The sequence below is a fragment of the Kitasatospora purpeofusca genome (genome assembly GCF_000718025.1).
Lineage (GTDB): Bacteria > Actinomycetota > Actinomycetes > Streptomycetales > Streptomycetaceae > Kitasatospora > Kitasatospora purpeofusca.
On the sequence record NZ_JODS01000040.1, the window covers coordinates 23,689 to 39,877 of the forward strand.

Annotated in this window: 4 protein-coding genes; all 4 read left to right on the forward strand. The window is 75.9% G+C overall.

Going from position 1 to position 16,189, the window contains the following annotated elements:
• The first annotated feature begins 41 nt into the window (after positions 1–41).
• Positions 42–13,571 carry a non-ribosomal peptide synthetase gene (locus IF01_RS0136400; RefSeq protein ID WP_051756900.1) on the forward strand — a complete coding sequence of 4,510 codons (13,530 nt, stop codon included), beginning with the start codon at positions 42–44 and terminating at the stop codon, positions 13,569–13,571.
• The gene (locus IF01_RS0136405) at positions 13,568–14,863 is read left to right on the forward strand and encodes an MFS transporter (RefSeq protein WP_030397918.1); all 1,296 of its coding nucleotides are present in this window, start codon (positions 13,568–13,570) and stop codon (positions 14,861–14,863) included. Before IF01_RS0136400 ends, IF01_RS0136405 begins: the two co-directional genes overlap by 4 nt.
• A gap of 60 nt (positions 14,864–14,923) precedes the next feature.
• A complete protein-coding gene (gene ddaH / locus IF01_RS0136410) occupies positions 14,924–15,736 on the forward strand; it encodes a dimethylargininase (RefSeq protein ID WP_030397919.1) in 813 nt (270 codons plus the stop codon).
• Between the two features lie 225 nt (positions 15,737–15,961).
• Positions 15,962–16,183, forward strand: coding sequence for a hypothetical protein (locus IF01_RS0136415; RefSeq protein ID WP_030397920.1), 222 nt, complete (start codon positions 15,962–15,964; stop codon positions 16,181–16,183).
• Positions 16,184–16,189: the final 6 nt, after the last annotated feature.

Below are 16,189 nucleotides of genomic sequence, written 5' to 3' on the forward strand. Positions count from 1 at the left end.
GTCCCCCACCACACGCCCGTGACGTGAGCAGAGGAAGCACCGTGATCCCGGTTTCGTACGCACAACAGCGTCTCTGGCTGATCGACCAGATCGAAGGGCCGACCGCGCTCTACAACCTGCCGTTCGCGGTCCGCCTGCGCGGCGCGCTCGACCTCGACGCGCTGCGCGCCGCGACGGCGGACGTGGTGGCCCGGCACGAGGCCCTGCGCACGGTGTTCCCGGTGGACGGCGAGGGCGTGCCGGTGCAGCACATCCTGCCGTCGGCGGAGGCGGGCACCGTCTTCACGACGGTGGAGTGCGCGCCGGCCGACTACGCCGCCCTGCGGGACCGGGCCGCCGCCCACACCTTCGACCTGAGTGCCGAAACGCCCGTCCGGGTCACGGTCTTCTCGCTCACCCCGACCGAGGGGGACACCCCGATCGACGGGGAAGCCCCCGAGCACGTGCTGCTCGTCGTGCTCCACCACATCGCCGGTGACGGCTGGTCGCTCGGCCCGCTGCTGCGCGACCTCGCCGCCGCCTACACCGCCCGCCTCGCCGGCGCCGAGCCGGACTGGGAGCCGCTGCCGGTCCAGTACGCCGACTACGCCCTGTGGCAGCGCGAGCTGCTCGGCGAGGAGTCCGACCCGTTCAGCCTGATGAGCCGTCAGCTCGACCACTGGAGAGGAGTCCTGGCCGGTCTGCCGGAGGAGCTCGAGCTGCCGGTGGACCGCCCCCGGCCGCCCGTGCCGACCGGTGCCGCCGACGCCGTCCCGTTCACCCTCGACCCCGAACTGCACACCGCGCTGGCCGAGCTGGCCCGCCGCCACCGGTCCACCCTGTTCGCCGTCCTCCAGGCCGGTCTGGCCGCGCTGTTCACCCGCCTCGGCGCCGGTACCGACATCCCGCTCGGCACCGGTGTGGCCGGCCGCTCCGACGAGGCCCTGAACGACCTGGTCGGCTTCTTCGTCAACACCCTGGTGCTGCGCACCGACACGTCCGGCGACCCGTCCTTCGCCGAACTCCTGGGCCGGGTCCGGGAAGCGCAGCTGGACGCCTTCGCCCAGCAGGACGTGCCGTTCGAGCGGCTGGTCGAGGAGGTCAACCCGGCCCGCGCGCTCGGCCGCCACCCGCTGTTCCAGACCCTGTTGGTGCTGCAGAACCACGAGGAGGGCGAACTCGGCCTGCCCGGGCTGGAGTCGGCGCCCGAACCGCTGGGCCTGCGGGTCGCCAAGTTCGACCTCAACATCGGCGTCACCGAGCGGCACGCTCAGGACGGCACCCCGGCCGGCCTGGAGGGCTCGGTCGAGTACTCGGCCGACCTGTACGACCGGGCCACCGTCGACACGCTGTTCGCGCGCTTCGGCCGGCTGCTGGCCGCCGCGGCCGCCGACCCCGCGGCGCCGATCGGCACCCTGGACATCCTCGCCCCCGAGGAGCGCGCCCGGCTCGCCGAGGACTGGAACGCAACCGCCGCGCCGGTCCGCACCGGCTCGCTGCCCGGGCTGTTCGCGGCGCAGGCCGCCCGCACCCCGGACGCGGTCGCCCTCGCCCACGACGGCGGCGAGGTCGGCTACGCCGAGCTCGACGCCCGCGCCAACCGGCTGGCCCACCACCTGATCGCCGCCGGCGTCGGCCCGGAGTCCCCGGTCGCGCTGCTGATGGAGCGCTCGGTGGACCTGGTCGTCGCCACCCTCGCCGTGCTCAAGGCCGGCGGCTGCTACGTGCCGATGCACGCGAGCCTGCCACCCGAGCGGATGACGGCGCTGCTCGCCGACACCGCCGCGCCCGTCCTGATCACCGACCGCGCCGAGCCCGGCTTCGCCCACGAGGCCGTCGTGGTCCGCCCCGGCGACGAGGCGGGGGCGCCCGAGCACGACCCCGGCCTGCCCGTCCACCCGGACCGGCTCGCCTACATGATGTTCACCTCCGGCTCCACCGGCACCCCCAAGGGCGTCGCGGTCCGCCACCGCGACGTGGTCGACCTCGCCGACGACAGCCGCTGGCGCGACGGCCGGCACGAGCGGATCCTGCTGCACTCCCCGCACGCCTTCGACGCCGCCACCTACGAGCTGTGGACGCCGCTGCTGCACGGCGGCACCGTCGTCGTCGCCCCGCCCGGCACCATGGACGCGGAGGCCCTGCACGCCGTCGCCACCCGGCACGGCGTCACCGCGGTCTTCCTCACCAAGGCGCTGTTCGACCTGGTCGCCGAGCAGGCCCCGGAGACCTTCCGCGCCCTGCGCACGGTCTGCACCGGCGGCGAGGCGGCCTCCGGCACCCTGATGCGCCGTGTCCTGGAGCACTGCCCGGACCTGCTGCTCGCCCACGTCTACGGGCCCACCGAGGCGACCACCTTCGCCACCCACCACCACCTGCTCCCGGCCGACCTGGACGGCGCCCGGGCCCCGATCGGCGGCCCGCTGGACAACATGCGCACCCACGTCCTGGACGCCCGCCTCCAGCCGGTGCCGCCCGGCGTGCCCGGCGAGCTGTACATCGCCGGGGCCGGCCTGGCCCGCGGCTACTGGCGCCGGGCCGCGCTGACCGCCGAACGCTTCGTCGCCGACCCCTTCGGAAGCGGGGGCCGGATGTACCGCACCGGCGACCTGGTGCGCCGCCGCGCGGACGGCGCGATCGAGTTCCTCGGCCGGATCGACGGCCAGGTCAAGCTGCGCGGCTTCCGGATCGAGCTCGGCGAGATCGAGGCGGCGCTCTCCCGCCACCCCGCCGTCCGCCAGGTCATCGTCGTCCCCCGCGAGGACCGCCCCGGCGACACCCGGCTGGTCGGCTACTGCGCCGTGACCGCCGAGGCCCTCGACGGCCGGCCCGAACTCGCCGCGGAGCTGAAGGAGTTCGCCGCCGCCGGCCTGCCCGGCTACATGGTGCCCTCCGCCGTGGTGGTACTGCCCGCGCTGCCGCTGAACGCCAACGGCAAGGTCGACCGGCGGGCCCTGCCCGCCCCCGAGCTCGGCAGCGACCCGGCCGGCCGCGCCCCGCGCGACGAGCGCGAGCGGGCCCTGTGCGCGCTGTTCGGCGAGATCCTCGGCATCGAGGACATCACCGTCGACGACGACTTCTTCGCCCTCGGCGGCCACTCGCTGCTCGCCACCCGCCTGGTCGGCCGGGTCCGCGCCGACCTCGGCGCCGAACTCGCCATCGGCGACCTCTTCCAGGCCCCGACCGTCGCCGCCCTCGCCGCCCGGCTCGCCGACGGCCCGGCCCGCCCGGCCCTGCTCCCCGAGTTGCGCCCCGAGCACCTGCCGGTGTCCTTCGCCCAGCGCCGCCTGTGGTTCCTCGGCAAGGCCGAGGGCCCCGCCGCCACCTACAACGTCACCCTCGCCCTGCGGCTGTCCGGCCCGCTCGACACCGCCGCCCTGGAACGCGCCCTCGGCGACGTGGTCGCGCGGCACGAGTCGCTGCGCACCGTCTTCACCGAGCTCGACGGCGTGCCGCACCAGCGGGTCCTGGACGGCCCGCCCGGGCCGCTGCTCACCGTCACCGACCGCCCGGCGCAGGAGCTCGTCGGCCACCTCTTCGACCTGGCCGAGGACGTCCCGCTGCACGCGTACCTGTGCCCGGAGGGGCCCGAGGAGCACGTGCTCACCCTGGTGCTGCACCACATCGCCGGCGACGGCTGGTCGCTGCGCCCGCTGTTCCGCGACCTCGCCGAGGCGTACACCGCCCACCGCGACGGCACCGCCCCCGAACCGCGCCCGCTGCCCGTCCAGTACGCCGACTACACCCTCTGGCAGTACCGGCTGCTCGGCGCCGACACCGACCCGCGCTCCCTGCTGTCCCGTCAGCTCGACCACTGGCGCGAGGCCCTGTCCGGCCTGCCGGACGAGCTGCCGCTGCCGCTGGACCGCCCCCGCCCGCCGGTGCCCACCCACCGCGGCGACGTGGTCGAGCTGGACCTCGACGCCGCCCTGCACGCCCGGCTCGCCGACCTGGCCGGCCGGCACGGGGTCACCCTGTTCATGGTGCTCCAGGCCGCCTGGGCCACCCTGCTGCACCGCTTCGGCGCCGGGGACGACGTCCCGATGGGCACCCCGCTGGCGGGTCGGCTCGACCCCGCCCTGGACGAGCTGGTCGGCTTCTTCGCCAACACCCTGGTGCTGCGCACCGACCTGAGCGGCTCGCCCAGCTTCACCGAGCTGCTGGGCCGGGTCCGGGAGGCCGACCTGGCCGCCTACGCCCACCAGGACGTGCCGTTCGAGCGGCTGGTCGAGGAGCTCAACCCGGCCCGCACGCTGGCCCGGCACCCGCTGTTCCAGGTGATGATCGCCTTCGACAACACCACCGGCGGCGGGCCGGAGTTCCCCGGCACCCGCGCCTCCTACGAGCCGCTGGGCCTGCCCACCACCCCCTTCGACCTGACCCTCAACCTGTCCGAGCGGCTGGACCCGGACGGCTTCCCGGCCGGCCTCTCCGGCGGCCTGGAGTTCGCCGTCGACCTGTTCGACCGGGCCACCGCCGAACGGCTCGCCGCCGCGCTGGCCGGCCTGCTCGACCAGGTCGCCGAACAGCCCGACCGCCCGGTCGCCGAACTGGACGTGCTCGGCGCCGAGGGCCGCGAGGACCTCGCCCGCTGGCACGACACCGGACGCCCCGGCGGCGAGCCGCTCCTCCCGGCCGCGTTCGCCGCCCAGGCCGCCGCCACCCCGGACGCCACCGCCCTGGTCTTCGGCGAGCAGCGGCTGAGCTTCGCCGAGCTGGACGCCCGCGCCAACCGGCTCGCCCACGGCCTGGCCGGCGCCGGGATCGGCCCCGAGTCGCTGGTCGCGCTCGCCGTGCCCCGCTCCGCCGAGTCGATCGTCGCCCTGCTCGCCGTGCTCAAGGCCGGCGCCGCCTACCTGCCGCTGGACTCCGACTACCCACGCGACCGGCTGGCGGGCATGCTCGCCGACGCCCGCCCGGCCGCCGTGCTCAGCACCGACGCCTGGCCGCTGCCCGAGGTACTGGCCGGACACACCGTGCTGCCCGCCGGCGCCGCGCCCTGGGCCGAACTGCCCGCCGACGAACCGGAGGTGGAGCTCGGCCCCGAGCACGCCGCCTACGTCATCCACACCTCCGGCTCCACCGGCCGCCCCAAGGGCGTCGTGGTCCGCCACGGCGGCCTCGCCCACCTGCTCGCCTTCCACCGCGCCGGGACCCTCGCCCCCGCCCAGCAGGCCCACCCCGGGCGGCGGTTCGCCTTCGCCGCGACCGCCTCGCTGTCCTTCGACACCTCCCTCGAAGCGGTGCTCTGGATGGTCGCCGGCCAGGAGCTCCACCTGCTCGACGACGACCTGCGCCGCGACGCGGCCGGCATCGTCGGCTACCTGGCCCGCACCGGCGCCGACACCCTCGACGTCACCCCCGCGCTGGCCGAACGCCTGGTCGAGGAGGGGCTGCTCACCGTCGCCCCGCCCGCCGTGCTGATGATCGGCGGAGAGGCCTGCGGCCAGCAGCTCTGGACCACCCTGAGCGCCGCGCCCGACACCGTCGTGTTCAACCTGTACGGGCCGACCGAGTGCACCGTCGACGCCCTGCACCACCGCCTGGACGGCGCCGTCGCCCGCCCGGTGATCGGCCGCCCGCTGCCCAACCTCCGCGCCCACCTGCTGGACGCCCGCCTCCGGCCGGTGCCGGTCGGCGTCCCCGGCGAGCTGTACCTGAGCGGTCCCGGCCTGGCCCGGGGCTACCTCGGCCGCCCGGCACTGAGCGCCGAACGCTTCGTCGCCGACCCCTACGACACCGGCGCCCGGATGTACCGCACCGGGGACCTCGCCCGGCGCCGCTCCGACGGCACCGTGGAGTACCTCGGCCGCACCGACCACCAGGTCAAGGTGCGCGGCTTCCGGATCGAGCTCGGCGAGATCGAGGCCGTGCTCACCGCCCACCCCGCGGTGGTGCAGGCCGCCGTGCTGCCGCACCAGGACGGCACCGCCGGCACCCGGCTGGTCGCCCACCTGGCCGTCGCGGCCGGCGCCGACCCGGCCGCGCTCGACCTCGCCTCGGTGCGCGCCCACGCCGCCGCCGCGCTGCCCGACTACATGGTCCCGGCGGCCTTCACCGCCCTGGCCGCGCTGCCGCTCAACGTCAACGGCAAGATCGACCGGGCCGCCCTGCCCGCCCCCGACTTCACCGCCGCCGCCGGAGCCGGCCGGGCCGCCCGCACCCCGCGCGAGGAGATCCTCTGCGGCCTCTTCGGCGAGATCCTCGGCGTGCCGGAGGTCTCCGTCGACGACGACTTCTTCGCCCTCGGCGGCCACTCGCTGCTCGCCACCAAGCTGCTGAGCCGGGTCCGCGCCACGCTCGGCGCCGAACTCGGCATCCGGGACGTCTTCGAGGCCCCGACCGTGGCCGGCCTGGTCGAGCGCCTCGACGGCGCGGACGCCCGCCCGGCGCTGACCGCCGGCCCGCGCCCCGAGCGGCTGCCGCTCTCCTCCGCGCAGCGCCGGCTCTGGCTGCTCGACCGGATGGAGGGCCCCTCCGCCCTCTACAACATGCCGTTCGCGCTGCGCCTCACCGGCCTGCTGGACCGGGACGCGCTCACCGCCGCCCTGAGCGACCTGGTCGCCCGGCACGAGAGCCTGCGCACCGTGGTCGCCGAGCACGAGGGCGAGCCGTACCAGCGGATCCTGACCCCGGCCGAGGCCGCCGTCCCGGTCGAACTCCTCGACTGCGCACCGGAGTCCGTCGAGGCCGAGGTCGACCGCGCGGGCCGCCGCCCGTTCGACCTGGCGGCCGAGCTGCCGGTGCGGGTCACCCTGCTCCGGGTCTCCGAGTACGAGCACGTGCTCGTCGTCGCCCTGCACCACATCGCCGGCGACGGCTGGTCGATGGGGCCGCTGCTGCGCGACCTCACCGAGTCCTACACCCTGCGCCTCGGCGGCGAGCCGCCGCTGCTCGAACCGCTCGCCGTCCAGTACGCGGACTACGCGCTCTGGCAGCGCGAGCTGCTCGGCGACGAGGCCGACCCGCGGAGCCTGGTCTCCCGTCAACTCGCCTACTGGCGAGACACCCTGGCCGACCTGCCGGAGGAGATCGCGCTGCCGGTCGACCGCCCGCGCGGCGCCCGGTCGGGCCACCGCGGCGACCGGGTCGCGCTGCCGATCGACGCCGGACTGCACGCCGGACTGGTCGCGCTGTCCCGCGAGCACCGGGTGACGATGTTCATGACCCTCCAGGCCGCGCTGGCCGCGCTGCTCACCCGCCTCGGTGCCGGCACCGATGTGCCGATCGGCTCGGTGGTCGCGGGCCGTTCGGACGAGGCGCTGGACGAACTGGTCGGGTTCTTCGTCAACACCCTGGTGCTGCGTACCGACACCTCGGGCGACCCGGCGTTCGCCGAGCTGCTGGGCCGGGTCCGGGAGACCGGTCTCGGCGCCTTCGCCCACCAGGACGTGCCGTTCGAGCGGCTGGTCGAGGAGCTCAACCCGGCCCGCTCGCTGGCCCGGCACCCGCTGTTCCAGGTCGCGATGGTGCTCCAGTCCACCGAGGAGGGGGAGTTGGAGCTGCCCGGCCTGGAGGTCGAGGCACTGCCCTCGGACACCGGGGTCGCCAAGTTCGACCTCAATGTCACCCTGGAGGAGTTCTTCGGCCCGGACGGCGCGCCCGCCGGTCTGGACTGCGCGATCGACTACGCCACCGACCTGTTCGACCGGGAGACGGTGGAGGCGATCGCCGCCCGCTTCGGCCGGCTGCTGGCCGCAGTGGTGGCGGACCCGACGGCGCCGATCGGCCGGATGGAGCTGCTGGACGGCGCCGAGCGCGCCGCCCTGCTCGCCCCCGCCGCCGCGCTGCCCGCCGAGATCCCGCTCGTCCCCGCCGCGTTCGCGGCCCAGGTGGCGGCGACCCCGGAGGCCACCGCCCTGGTCTTCGGTGGACTCCGGCTCAGCTACGCCGAGTTGGACGCCCGGGCGAACCGGCTCGCGCACGGCCTGCTGGCCGCGGGCATCGGACCGGAGGCCGTGGTCGCGCTCGCCCTGCCCCGCTCGGCGGAGACCGTCGTCGCCCAACTCGCCGTGCTCAAGGCCGGCGCGGCCTTCCTGCCGCTGGACGCCGAGTACCCGCTGGAGCGCACCGCGCACATGCTGGCCGACGCCCGCCCGGCGGCCGTGCTCAGCACCGGGGACTGGCCGCTGCCCCAGGCGCTGGAGGGCCTGACCGTCCTGCCCGGCGACGCCGACGCCTGGTCGGAGCAGTCCGCCGAGGCCCCGCCGCTGCGAATCGGGGCGGCCCACGCCGCCTATGTCATCTACACCTCCGGCTCCACCGGCCGCCCCAAGGGCGTCCTGGTGAGCCACGGTTCGATCGCCGCCCTGCTGGCCCAGCACCGGGCGGAGACCTTCGCCGGAGCGGAGCGACGGCACGGCCGGCTGAGCGTCGCGCTGACCGCCTCGCTCTGCTTCGACGCCTCCTGGGACAGCCTGCTCTGGCTGGTCGCCGGCCACGAACTGCACCTGATCGGCGACGAGTTGCGCCGCGACGCGGCCGCGCTGGTGCGCCATGTGCGGGGCACCGGCATCACCGTGGTCAACGTCACCCCCTCCTACGCCGAACAGCTCCTCGCCGAGGGCCTGTTGGACGAGGACGGCGAGGACGGTACGGCCCCCGGGGTGCTGCTGCTCGGCGGCGAGGCCGTCGGCCAGGCGCTCTGGACCAGGCTGCGGGAGACCCCGGGCCTCGGCGGCCACAACCTCTACGGCCCCACCGAGGCCACCGTCGACACCCTGGTCCAGTCCTTCGCGGACTCCGAGCGCCCCACCCTCGGCCACCCCGTGCTCGGCACCCGCGCCCACGTCCTGGACGAGTACCTGGCGCCGGTCCCGGTCGGCGTGCCCGGCGAGCTGTACCTCGCCGGACACAGCCTGGCCCGGGGCTACCTCGGCCGCCCGGCGCTGACCGCCGAGCGCTTCGTCGCCGACCCGTTCACCCCGGGGGCCCGGATGTACCGGACCGGCGACCTGGTGCGGCGCAACCGGGACGGCGGCATCGACTACCTGGGCCGCACCGACGACCAGGTCAAGCTGCGCGGCTTCCGGATCGAACTCGGCGAGATCGAGCAGGCGCTGACCCGCCACGAGGCCGTCCGGCAGAGCGTGGTGACCCTGTACGAGGGGGCCGACGGCGACCGCCGGCTGGTCGCCCACTGCGCCACCGGCACCTCCGAGAGCGGTGTCGAACTCGCCCAGGAGCTGCGCCGGTTCGCCGCCGAATGGCTGCCCGCCCACATGGTCCCGGCCGCCGTCGTCCCGCTCGACGCGCTGCCGCTCACCGGCAGCGGCAAGGTCGACCGGCGGGCCCTGCCCGCCCCCGACTTCGCCCTCTTCGCCGGCGGCCGTGCGCCCCGCACCGCCCGCGAGGAGATCCTCTGCGGCCTGGTCGGCGAGGTGCTCGGCGTCGACCGGGTCTCGATCGACGACGACTTCTTCGCCCTCGGCGGCCACTCGCTGCTCGCCATGAAGCTGGCCGCCCGGGTCCGCGCCACCCTCGGCACCGAACTCGGCATCCGGGACGTCTTCGAGGCCCCGACCGTGGCCGGCCTCGCCCAGCGGCTGGACGGCGGCGCCGAGGCCCGGCCCGCGCCGACGGCCGGCCCGCGCCCCGAGCGGCTGCCGCTCTCCTCCGCGCAGCGCCGGCTCTGGCTGATCGACCGGATGGAGGGCCCCTCCGGCCTCTACAACCTGCCGCTCGCGCTGCGGATCGGCGGCCCGCTCGACCCCGCCGCCCTGGCCGCCGCCCTGACCGACGTGGTGGCCCGGCACGAGAGCCTGCGCACCGTGATCGCCGAGCAGGACGGCGAGCCGTACCAGCGGATCGTCCCGGCCGCCGAGGCCCTGGTCCCGTTCGAGCACCGCACCGCCCCGGCGGCCGACCCGGCGGCGGAGGTGGCGGCCTTCGCGGACCTGCCCTTCGACCTCGCCGCCGACCTGCCGCTGCGGGCCCTGCTGCTGCCCGCCGGCGACGGCGCACAGGAGCAGGGGGAGGCACCGGAACACCTGCTCGTCCTCGTCCTGCACCACATCGCCGGTGACGGCCGCTCGATGGAGCCGCTGCTGTGCGACCTCGCCGCCGCCTACGCGGCCCGCCGCGACGGCGCCGCCCCCGCGCTGCGCCCGCTGCCGGTCCAGTACGCCGACTACGCGCTCTGGCAGCACGAGCTGCTCGGCGACGAGACCGACCCGCAGAGCCCGGCCGCCCGCCAACTCGCCCACTGGCGCGGGACCCTGGCCGGACTGCCGGAGGAGATCGCACTCCCGGTGGACCGCCCCCGGCGGGCCGACAGCTCCCACCGCGGCGACCGGGTGGTGCTCCCGCTCGGCGCCGAGCTCCACCGCGCTCTGACCGCCCTGGCGCGCGAGCACCGGGTGACGATGTTCATGACCCTCCAGGCCGGCCTGGCCGCCCTGCTCACCCGCCTCGGCGCCGGCACGGACGTGCCGATCGGCTCGGTGGTCGCGGGCCGCTCGGACGAGGCGCTGGACGAGCTGGTCGGGTTCTTCGTCAACACCCTGGTGCTGCGGACCGACACTTCGGGCGACCCGGCGTTCGCCGAACTGCTGGGCCGGGTCCGGGAGGCGCAGCTCGACGCCCACGCCCACCAGGACGTGCCGTTCGAGCGGCTGGTCGAGGAGCTCAACCCGGCCCGCTCGCTGGCCCGGCACCCGCTGTTCCAGGTGATGCTGCTGCTGGAGGGCGCGAGCCAGGGCGCCACCGGCGGCGACGTCCCGCTCGACCTGGCCGGACTGCCGGCCGCGATCGAACCGGTCGGCGGCTACGTCGCCAAGTTCGACCTCTCCGTCGGCATGGGGGAGTCCTTCGACGCCGAGGGCGCCCCGGCCGGTCTGGAGTGCGCGATCGACTACGCCACCGACCTGTTCGACCGGGAGACGGTGGAGGCGATCGCCGCCCGCTTCGGGCGGCTGCTGGCCGCCGTGGTGGCGGACCCGGCGGCGCCGATCGGCCGGGTGGAGCTGCTGGACGGCGCCGAGCGCGCCGCCCTGCTGGCCCCCGCCGCCGCGCTGCCGGCGGACGTCCCGCTGCTGCCCGCCGCGTTCGCCGCCCAGGCCGCCGCCACCCCCGACGCCACCGCGCTGGTCTTCGGCGAGCAGCGTCTGAGCTTCGCCGAACTGGACGCCCGCGCCGCGCTGCTGGCCGAGCGGCTGCGGGCGGCCGGGGCCGGTCCCGGCACCGTGGTCGCCCTGGCCCTGCCCCGCTCGGCGGAGACCGTGGTCGCCGTGCTGGCCGTGCTGCGCTCCGGCGCGGCCTCGCTCCCGCTGGACGCCGAGTACCCGGCCGAGCGGACGGCGGCGATGCTCGCCGACGCCGCGCCCGGGCTCGTCCTCACCGACGACAGCTGGCCGCTGCCGGAACTCCTCGCGGACCTGCCCGTCCTCCCGGTGCACGGCCCCCGCCCGGAGGCCGCCCCGGCCCCGGCCGCCGCGCCGGACCCGGCGGACGCCGCCTACGTCGTCTACACCTCCGGCTCCACCGGCCGCCCCAAGGGCGTGGTGGTCGGCCACGGCTCGATCGCCGCCCTGCTCGCCTCGCACCGCGCGCCCACCGGCCCGATCGGCGCGGGCGAACGGGACGGCGGGCGCCGCCGGGTCGCGCTGACCGCCTCGCTCTGCTTCGACGCCTCCTGGGACGGACTGCTCTGGCTGGTCGCCGGCCACGAACTGCACCTGGTCGGCGACGAGGTCCGGCGCGACGCCGCCGCGCTCGTCCGGCACCTGCGCACCGAGCGGATCGACGTCCTGGAGGTCACCCCCTCCTACGCCGAACAGCTCCTCGACGAGGGGCTGCTCGACACCGCCGCGCCGCAGGGCCCGGCCCCGACCGTGCTGCTGCTCGGCGGCGAGGCCGTCGGCCAGTCCCTCTGGACCAGGCTGCGCGAGGCCCCGCACACCACCGCCCACAACCTCTACGGCCCGACCGAGTCAACCGTCGACGCGCTGGTCCAGCCGTTCGCGGACTCCGAGCGCCCCTCGCTCGGCCACGCCGTGCTCGGCACCCGGGCGCTGGTCCTGGACGAGCACCTGGCACCGGTCCCGGTGGGCGTGCCCGGCGAGCTGTACCTCGCCGGGGCGGGCCTGGCCCTGGGCTACCTGGGCCGCCCGGCGCTGACCGCCGAACGCTTCGTCGCCGACCCGTTCACCCCGGGGTCCCGGATGTACCGGACCGGCGACCTGGTGCGCCGCACCAGGGACGGCGGGATCGACTACCTCGGCCGCACCGACCACCAGGTCAAGATCCGCGGCTTCCGGATCGAACTCGGCGAGATCGAGCACGTGCTGACCCGCCACCCCCGGGTGCTGGCCGCCACCGTGAGCGCCCACGAGGACGGCGCTGCCGGCCCCCGCCTGGTCGCCCACGTCGTCCCCGACGGCGCCGGGCACCAGAACGCGGCACCGGTGGACCCGGCCGACCTGCGGGCCTTCGCGGCCGAGTCGCTGCCCGGCTACATGGTCCCGGCGGCGGTCGTCCTGCTCGACGCCCTCCCGCTCACCGCCAGCGGCAAGGTCGACCGGCGGGCCCTGCCCGCCCTCGACTTCACCCTCCTCCCGGGCGGCCGCGCGCCGCGCACCCCGCGCGAGGAGCTGCTCTGCGGCCTCTTCGCCGAGGTGCTCGGAGTGGAGCGGGTCTCGATCGACGACGGCTTCTTCGACCTCGGCGGCCACTCGCTGCTGGCGATGAAGCTGCTCGGCCGGATCCGCGCCGCCCTCGCGGACGAGCTCGGCGAGCGCGCCGACCTCGGCATGCGGGCCCTGTTCGAGGCGCCGACGCCGGCCGGCCTGGCCCGCCGGCTGGACGCCGCGGCCGACCGGGGGTCTGACGCCCCGGAGCCGTCCGACGCGCTGGACGTCCTGCTCCCGCTGCGGACCGGCGGCGGCAAGGCCCCGCTGTTCTGCGTCCACCCCGCCGCCGGCATCAGCTGGGTCTACTCCGGCCTGCTGCGCCACCTCGACCCGGAGCGGCCGGTGCTCGGCCTCCAGGCCCGGGGCCTGCGCGGCGGCTCCCCGGACTCCGTGACCGGGATCGCCGCGGACTACGTGCGGGAGATCCGCGCCGTCCGCCCGCAGGGCCCCTACCACCTGCTCGGCTGGTCGTTCGGTGCGGTGGTCGCCCAGGAGATGGCCGTCCAGCTCCGGGCGGCCGGCCAGGAGGTGGGCCTGCTGGCCCTCCTCGACGGCCTCCCGGCCGGTCCGGCCACCGAGGAGCCGCCGGCCTCCGACGACCCGGTGGAGACCCTCGCCGAACTGCTCGCCTCGCTGGGCTACGACCCGGCCGACGGGCGCGGGCAGGCCGAACTGACCGCCCTGCTGGGCGAGGCGGCGGCACTGCTGCCGGACGTCTTCGAGCACCACCGCAAGCTGATGGCCGAGCACGTGCCCGGCCACTACCGGGGCGCGGCCGTCTTCGTCGGCGCCACCGCCGACAAGCCCGCCGACTGGCCCTACGAGGCCGCCTGGGCCCCGTACCTCACCGGCGGGGTCGCCGCCCACCGGATCGACTGCGCGCACGGCGCCCTGACCCAACCCGAGCCCCTCGCACGGATCGCCGCCGTGCTGGCCGAGACGCTGGAGAGTGACCCCCGATGAGCACGAGTACCGTCCCGGTCGAACCGCCCGCAGTCGACGACGGGCCCCGCCGCAGCCGCTGGGGCCTCTGGGCCCAGGGAAACTTCCGCAAGCTCTGGATCGGTGAGACGGCCAGCGGTCTCGGCACCGCCGTCGGCAACGTCGCCCTCGCCCTGGTGGCGGTGGTGACCCTGGACGCCTCGCCGTTCATGGTCGGCGTGCTGACCGCCTCCGCCTGGGTCCCGTGGCTGTTCCTCGGCCTGCTGGCCGGCGCCTGGGTGGACCGCTGGCCCCGGCTGAAGGTGATGCTGGTCTGCGACCTGCTGCTGCTGGTGCTGTTCGCCAGCGTGCCGGTGGCCGGCTGGTTCGACGCGCTGACGATGGCGCAGCTGATCCTGGTGGCGCTGCTGGCCGGCGCGGTGAAGGTGTTCTTCTCCACCGCGTACGGCGCCGTGCTGCCGGCCCTGGTCGCCAAGGACGACCTGCTGGAGGCCAACGTCAAGCTGCGCTCCGGGGACTCGGCGGCGGAGATCGCCGGGCCCGGCCTGGCCGGCCTGCTCTCCCAGGTCTTCGGCGCGGCGAGCGGACTGCTGGCCGACGCGATCACCTACCTGGTGTCGGCGGTCTGCCTGGCCGGCATCAAGGTGAAGGAGACGCCGCCGCCGGTGGCCGAGCGGCGCGGCATCCTGCGCGAGATCGGCGAGGGCGTGCGCTTCCTGGCCGGGGACCCGTTCCTGCGCAACCTCGCCCTGTTCGGCGCGGTCGGCAACCTGGGTCTCAACGGCATCCAGGCCGTGCAGACGATCTTCCTGGTCCGCAGCGTCGGGGTCTCGCCCGGCGGCATCGGCGCCGTCTTCGCGGTGGTGTCGGTCGGCGGCCTGGCCGGCGCCGCGCTGGCCGGGCGGATCGCCCGCCGCTTCGGCACCGCCCGCGGGCTGCTGCTCTGCGAGCTGGTCGCCGCGCCGTTCATCCTGCTGCTGCCGCTGGCCGGCTCCCGGCTGCCGCTCGCGGTGAGCGCGGTCGCCTGGTCGGTCGCCGTCTGCGGGGTGATCGCCGGGAACGTCCTGGCCGGCAGCTTCTACCAGTCCTACTGCCCGCCGGCCATGATCGGCCGGATCCGGGCCAGCGCCTCGACCGTCAACTTCAGCGCCATCCCGATCGGCGCCCTGCTCGGCGGCTGGCTGGGCGAGGTGCTCGGCGCCCGCACCACCATCTGGATCATGGCGGGGGTGCTGCTCTCGGCCGGCGCCGTGCTGCTGGCCGGCCCGCTGCGGGCCCGCCGGGACTTCCCCGAGCGCCCGGCCGCCGCCTGATCCCGCGCCCCGCCCCCTCGTCACGTACCGATCGCCCGCCCTCACCCCCGGAGCCCCGCCATGACCCGCACCGCCCGCCCGCGCCGCTACCTGATGTGCCGTCCGACCCACTTCGACGTCAGCTACGCCATCAACCCCTGGATGGACCCGGCCAAGCCGGTCGACACCGCCCTCGCCGTCGCCCAGTGGGAGCGGCTGTACGAGCTCTACCTGGAGCTCGGCCACCGGGTCGACCTGATCGACCCGATCCCGGGCCTGCCGGACATGGTGTACGCGGCGAACGGCGCCACCGTGGTGGACGGCCGGGTGCTGGGAGCGCGGTTCCGCAACACCGAGCGCGCCGCCGAGGGCCCGGCGTACCTGGACTGGTTCCGGGAGCACGGCTTCACCACCCACGACCCGGCGCACGTCAACGAGGGCGAGGGCGACCTGCTGCTGACGGACCGTTACCTGCTGGCCGGCCGGGGCTTCCGCAGCGTCTCCGCCGGTCACGCCGAGGCGCAGGAGTTCCTCGGCCGCCCGGTGGTCGGCCTGGACCTGGTCGACCCGCGCTTCTACCACCTGGACACCGCCCTCAGCGTGCTCGACGGCGACCGGATCATGTACTACCCGGGGGCGTTCTCGGCCGGCAGCCGGGCGGTGCTGGCCCGGCTGTTCCCGGACGCGGTGCTGGTGGCGGAGGAGGACGCGGCGGCGTTCGGCCTCAACGTGGCCAGCGACGGGCTGAACGTGGTGCTGCCGGAGCCGGCCACCGGGGTGGCGGCCCGGCTGCGGGAGCACGGCTTCCGTCCGATCGGGGTGGACCTCTCGGAGCTGCTCAAGGGCGGCGGCAGCGTGAAGTGCTGCACCCTGGAGATCCGCGAGGCGGCCTGACGGCGGGCGGGAACTCCCAGGTCGCGTGCGGTCCAGGACCCCGATCAACGCCCCGATCAATACGCCGATCAACAGCCCGATCAACGACGGTGATCGACGCGCGGTGCTCGCGCGTCGATCTGCCGTTGAACGCCCCTTGCCATGCTGATCACGTCAGCCCGGGGAGCCCCCCGGAAGAGCCCGGAACACTCCTTCCCGCCAGGGAAGACGACCCAGGGAGCAGTCATGGCGAAGAACTCGACGAACGGCACCGCCCGGATCCGCCTGACCGTCGCGGGCCTCGGCCTCGGCACCCTGCTCGCCCTCGGCGTGGCCGGCACCGCGATGGCGGACGGCGCGGCCGGCCCCGCCCAGGGCGGGACCACCGCGCCGACCGCCACCCCGACCCCGACCGCCACGCCGACCAACGGCAACGCCCACGGCGACTGGAACAGCACCGGCTCCTGAGCCCGG

Excerpts from the sequence above, each read along its gene's own strand:
- IF01_RS0136405 (WP_030397918.1), top strand. The coding sequence starts at position 13,568 with ATGAGCACGAGTACCGTCCCGGTCGAACCGCCCGCAGTCGACGACGGG.
- ddaH (WP_030397919.1), top strand. The coding sequence starts at position 14,924 with ATGACCCGCACCGCCCGCCCGCGCCGCTACCTGATGTGCCGTCCGACC.
- IF01_RS0136415 (WP_030397920.1), top strand. The coding sequence starts at position 15,962 with ATGGCGAAGAACTCGACGAACGGCACCGCCCGGATCCGCCTGACCGTC.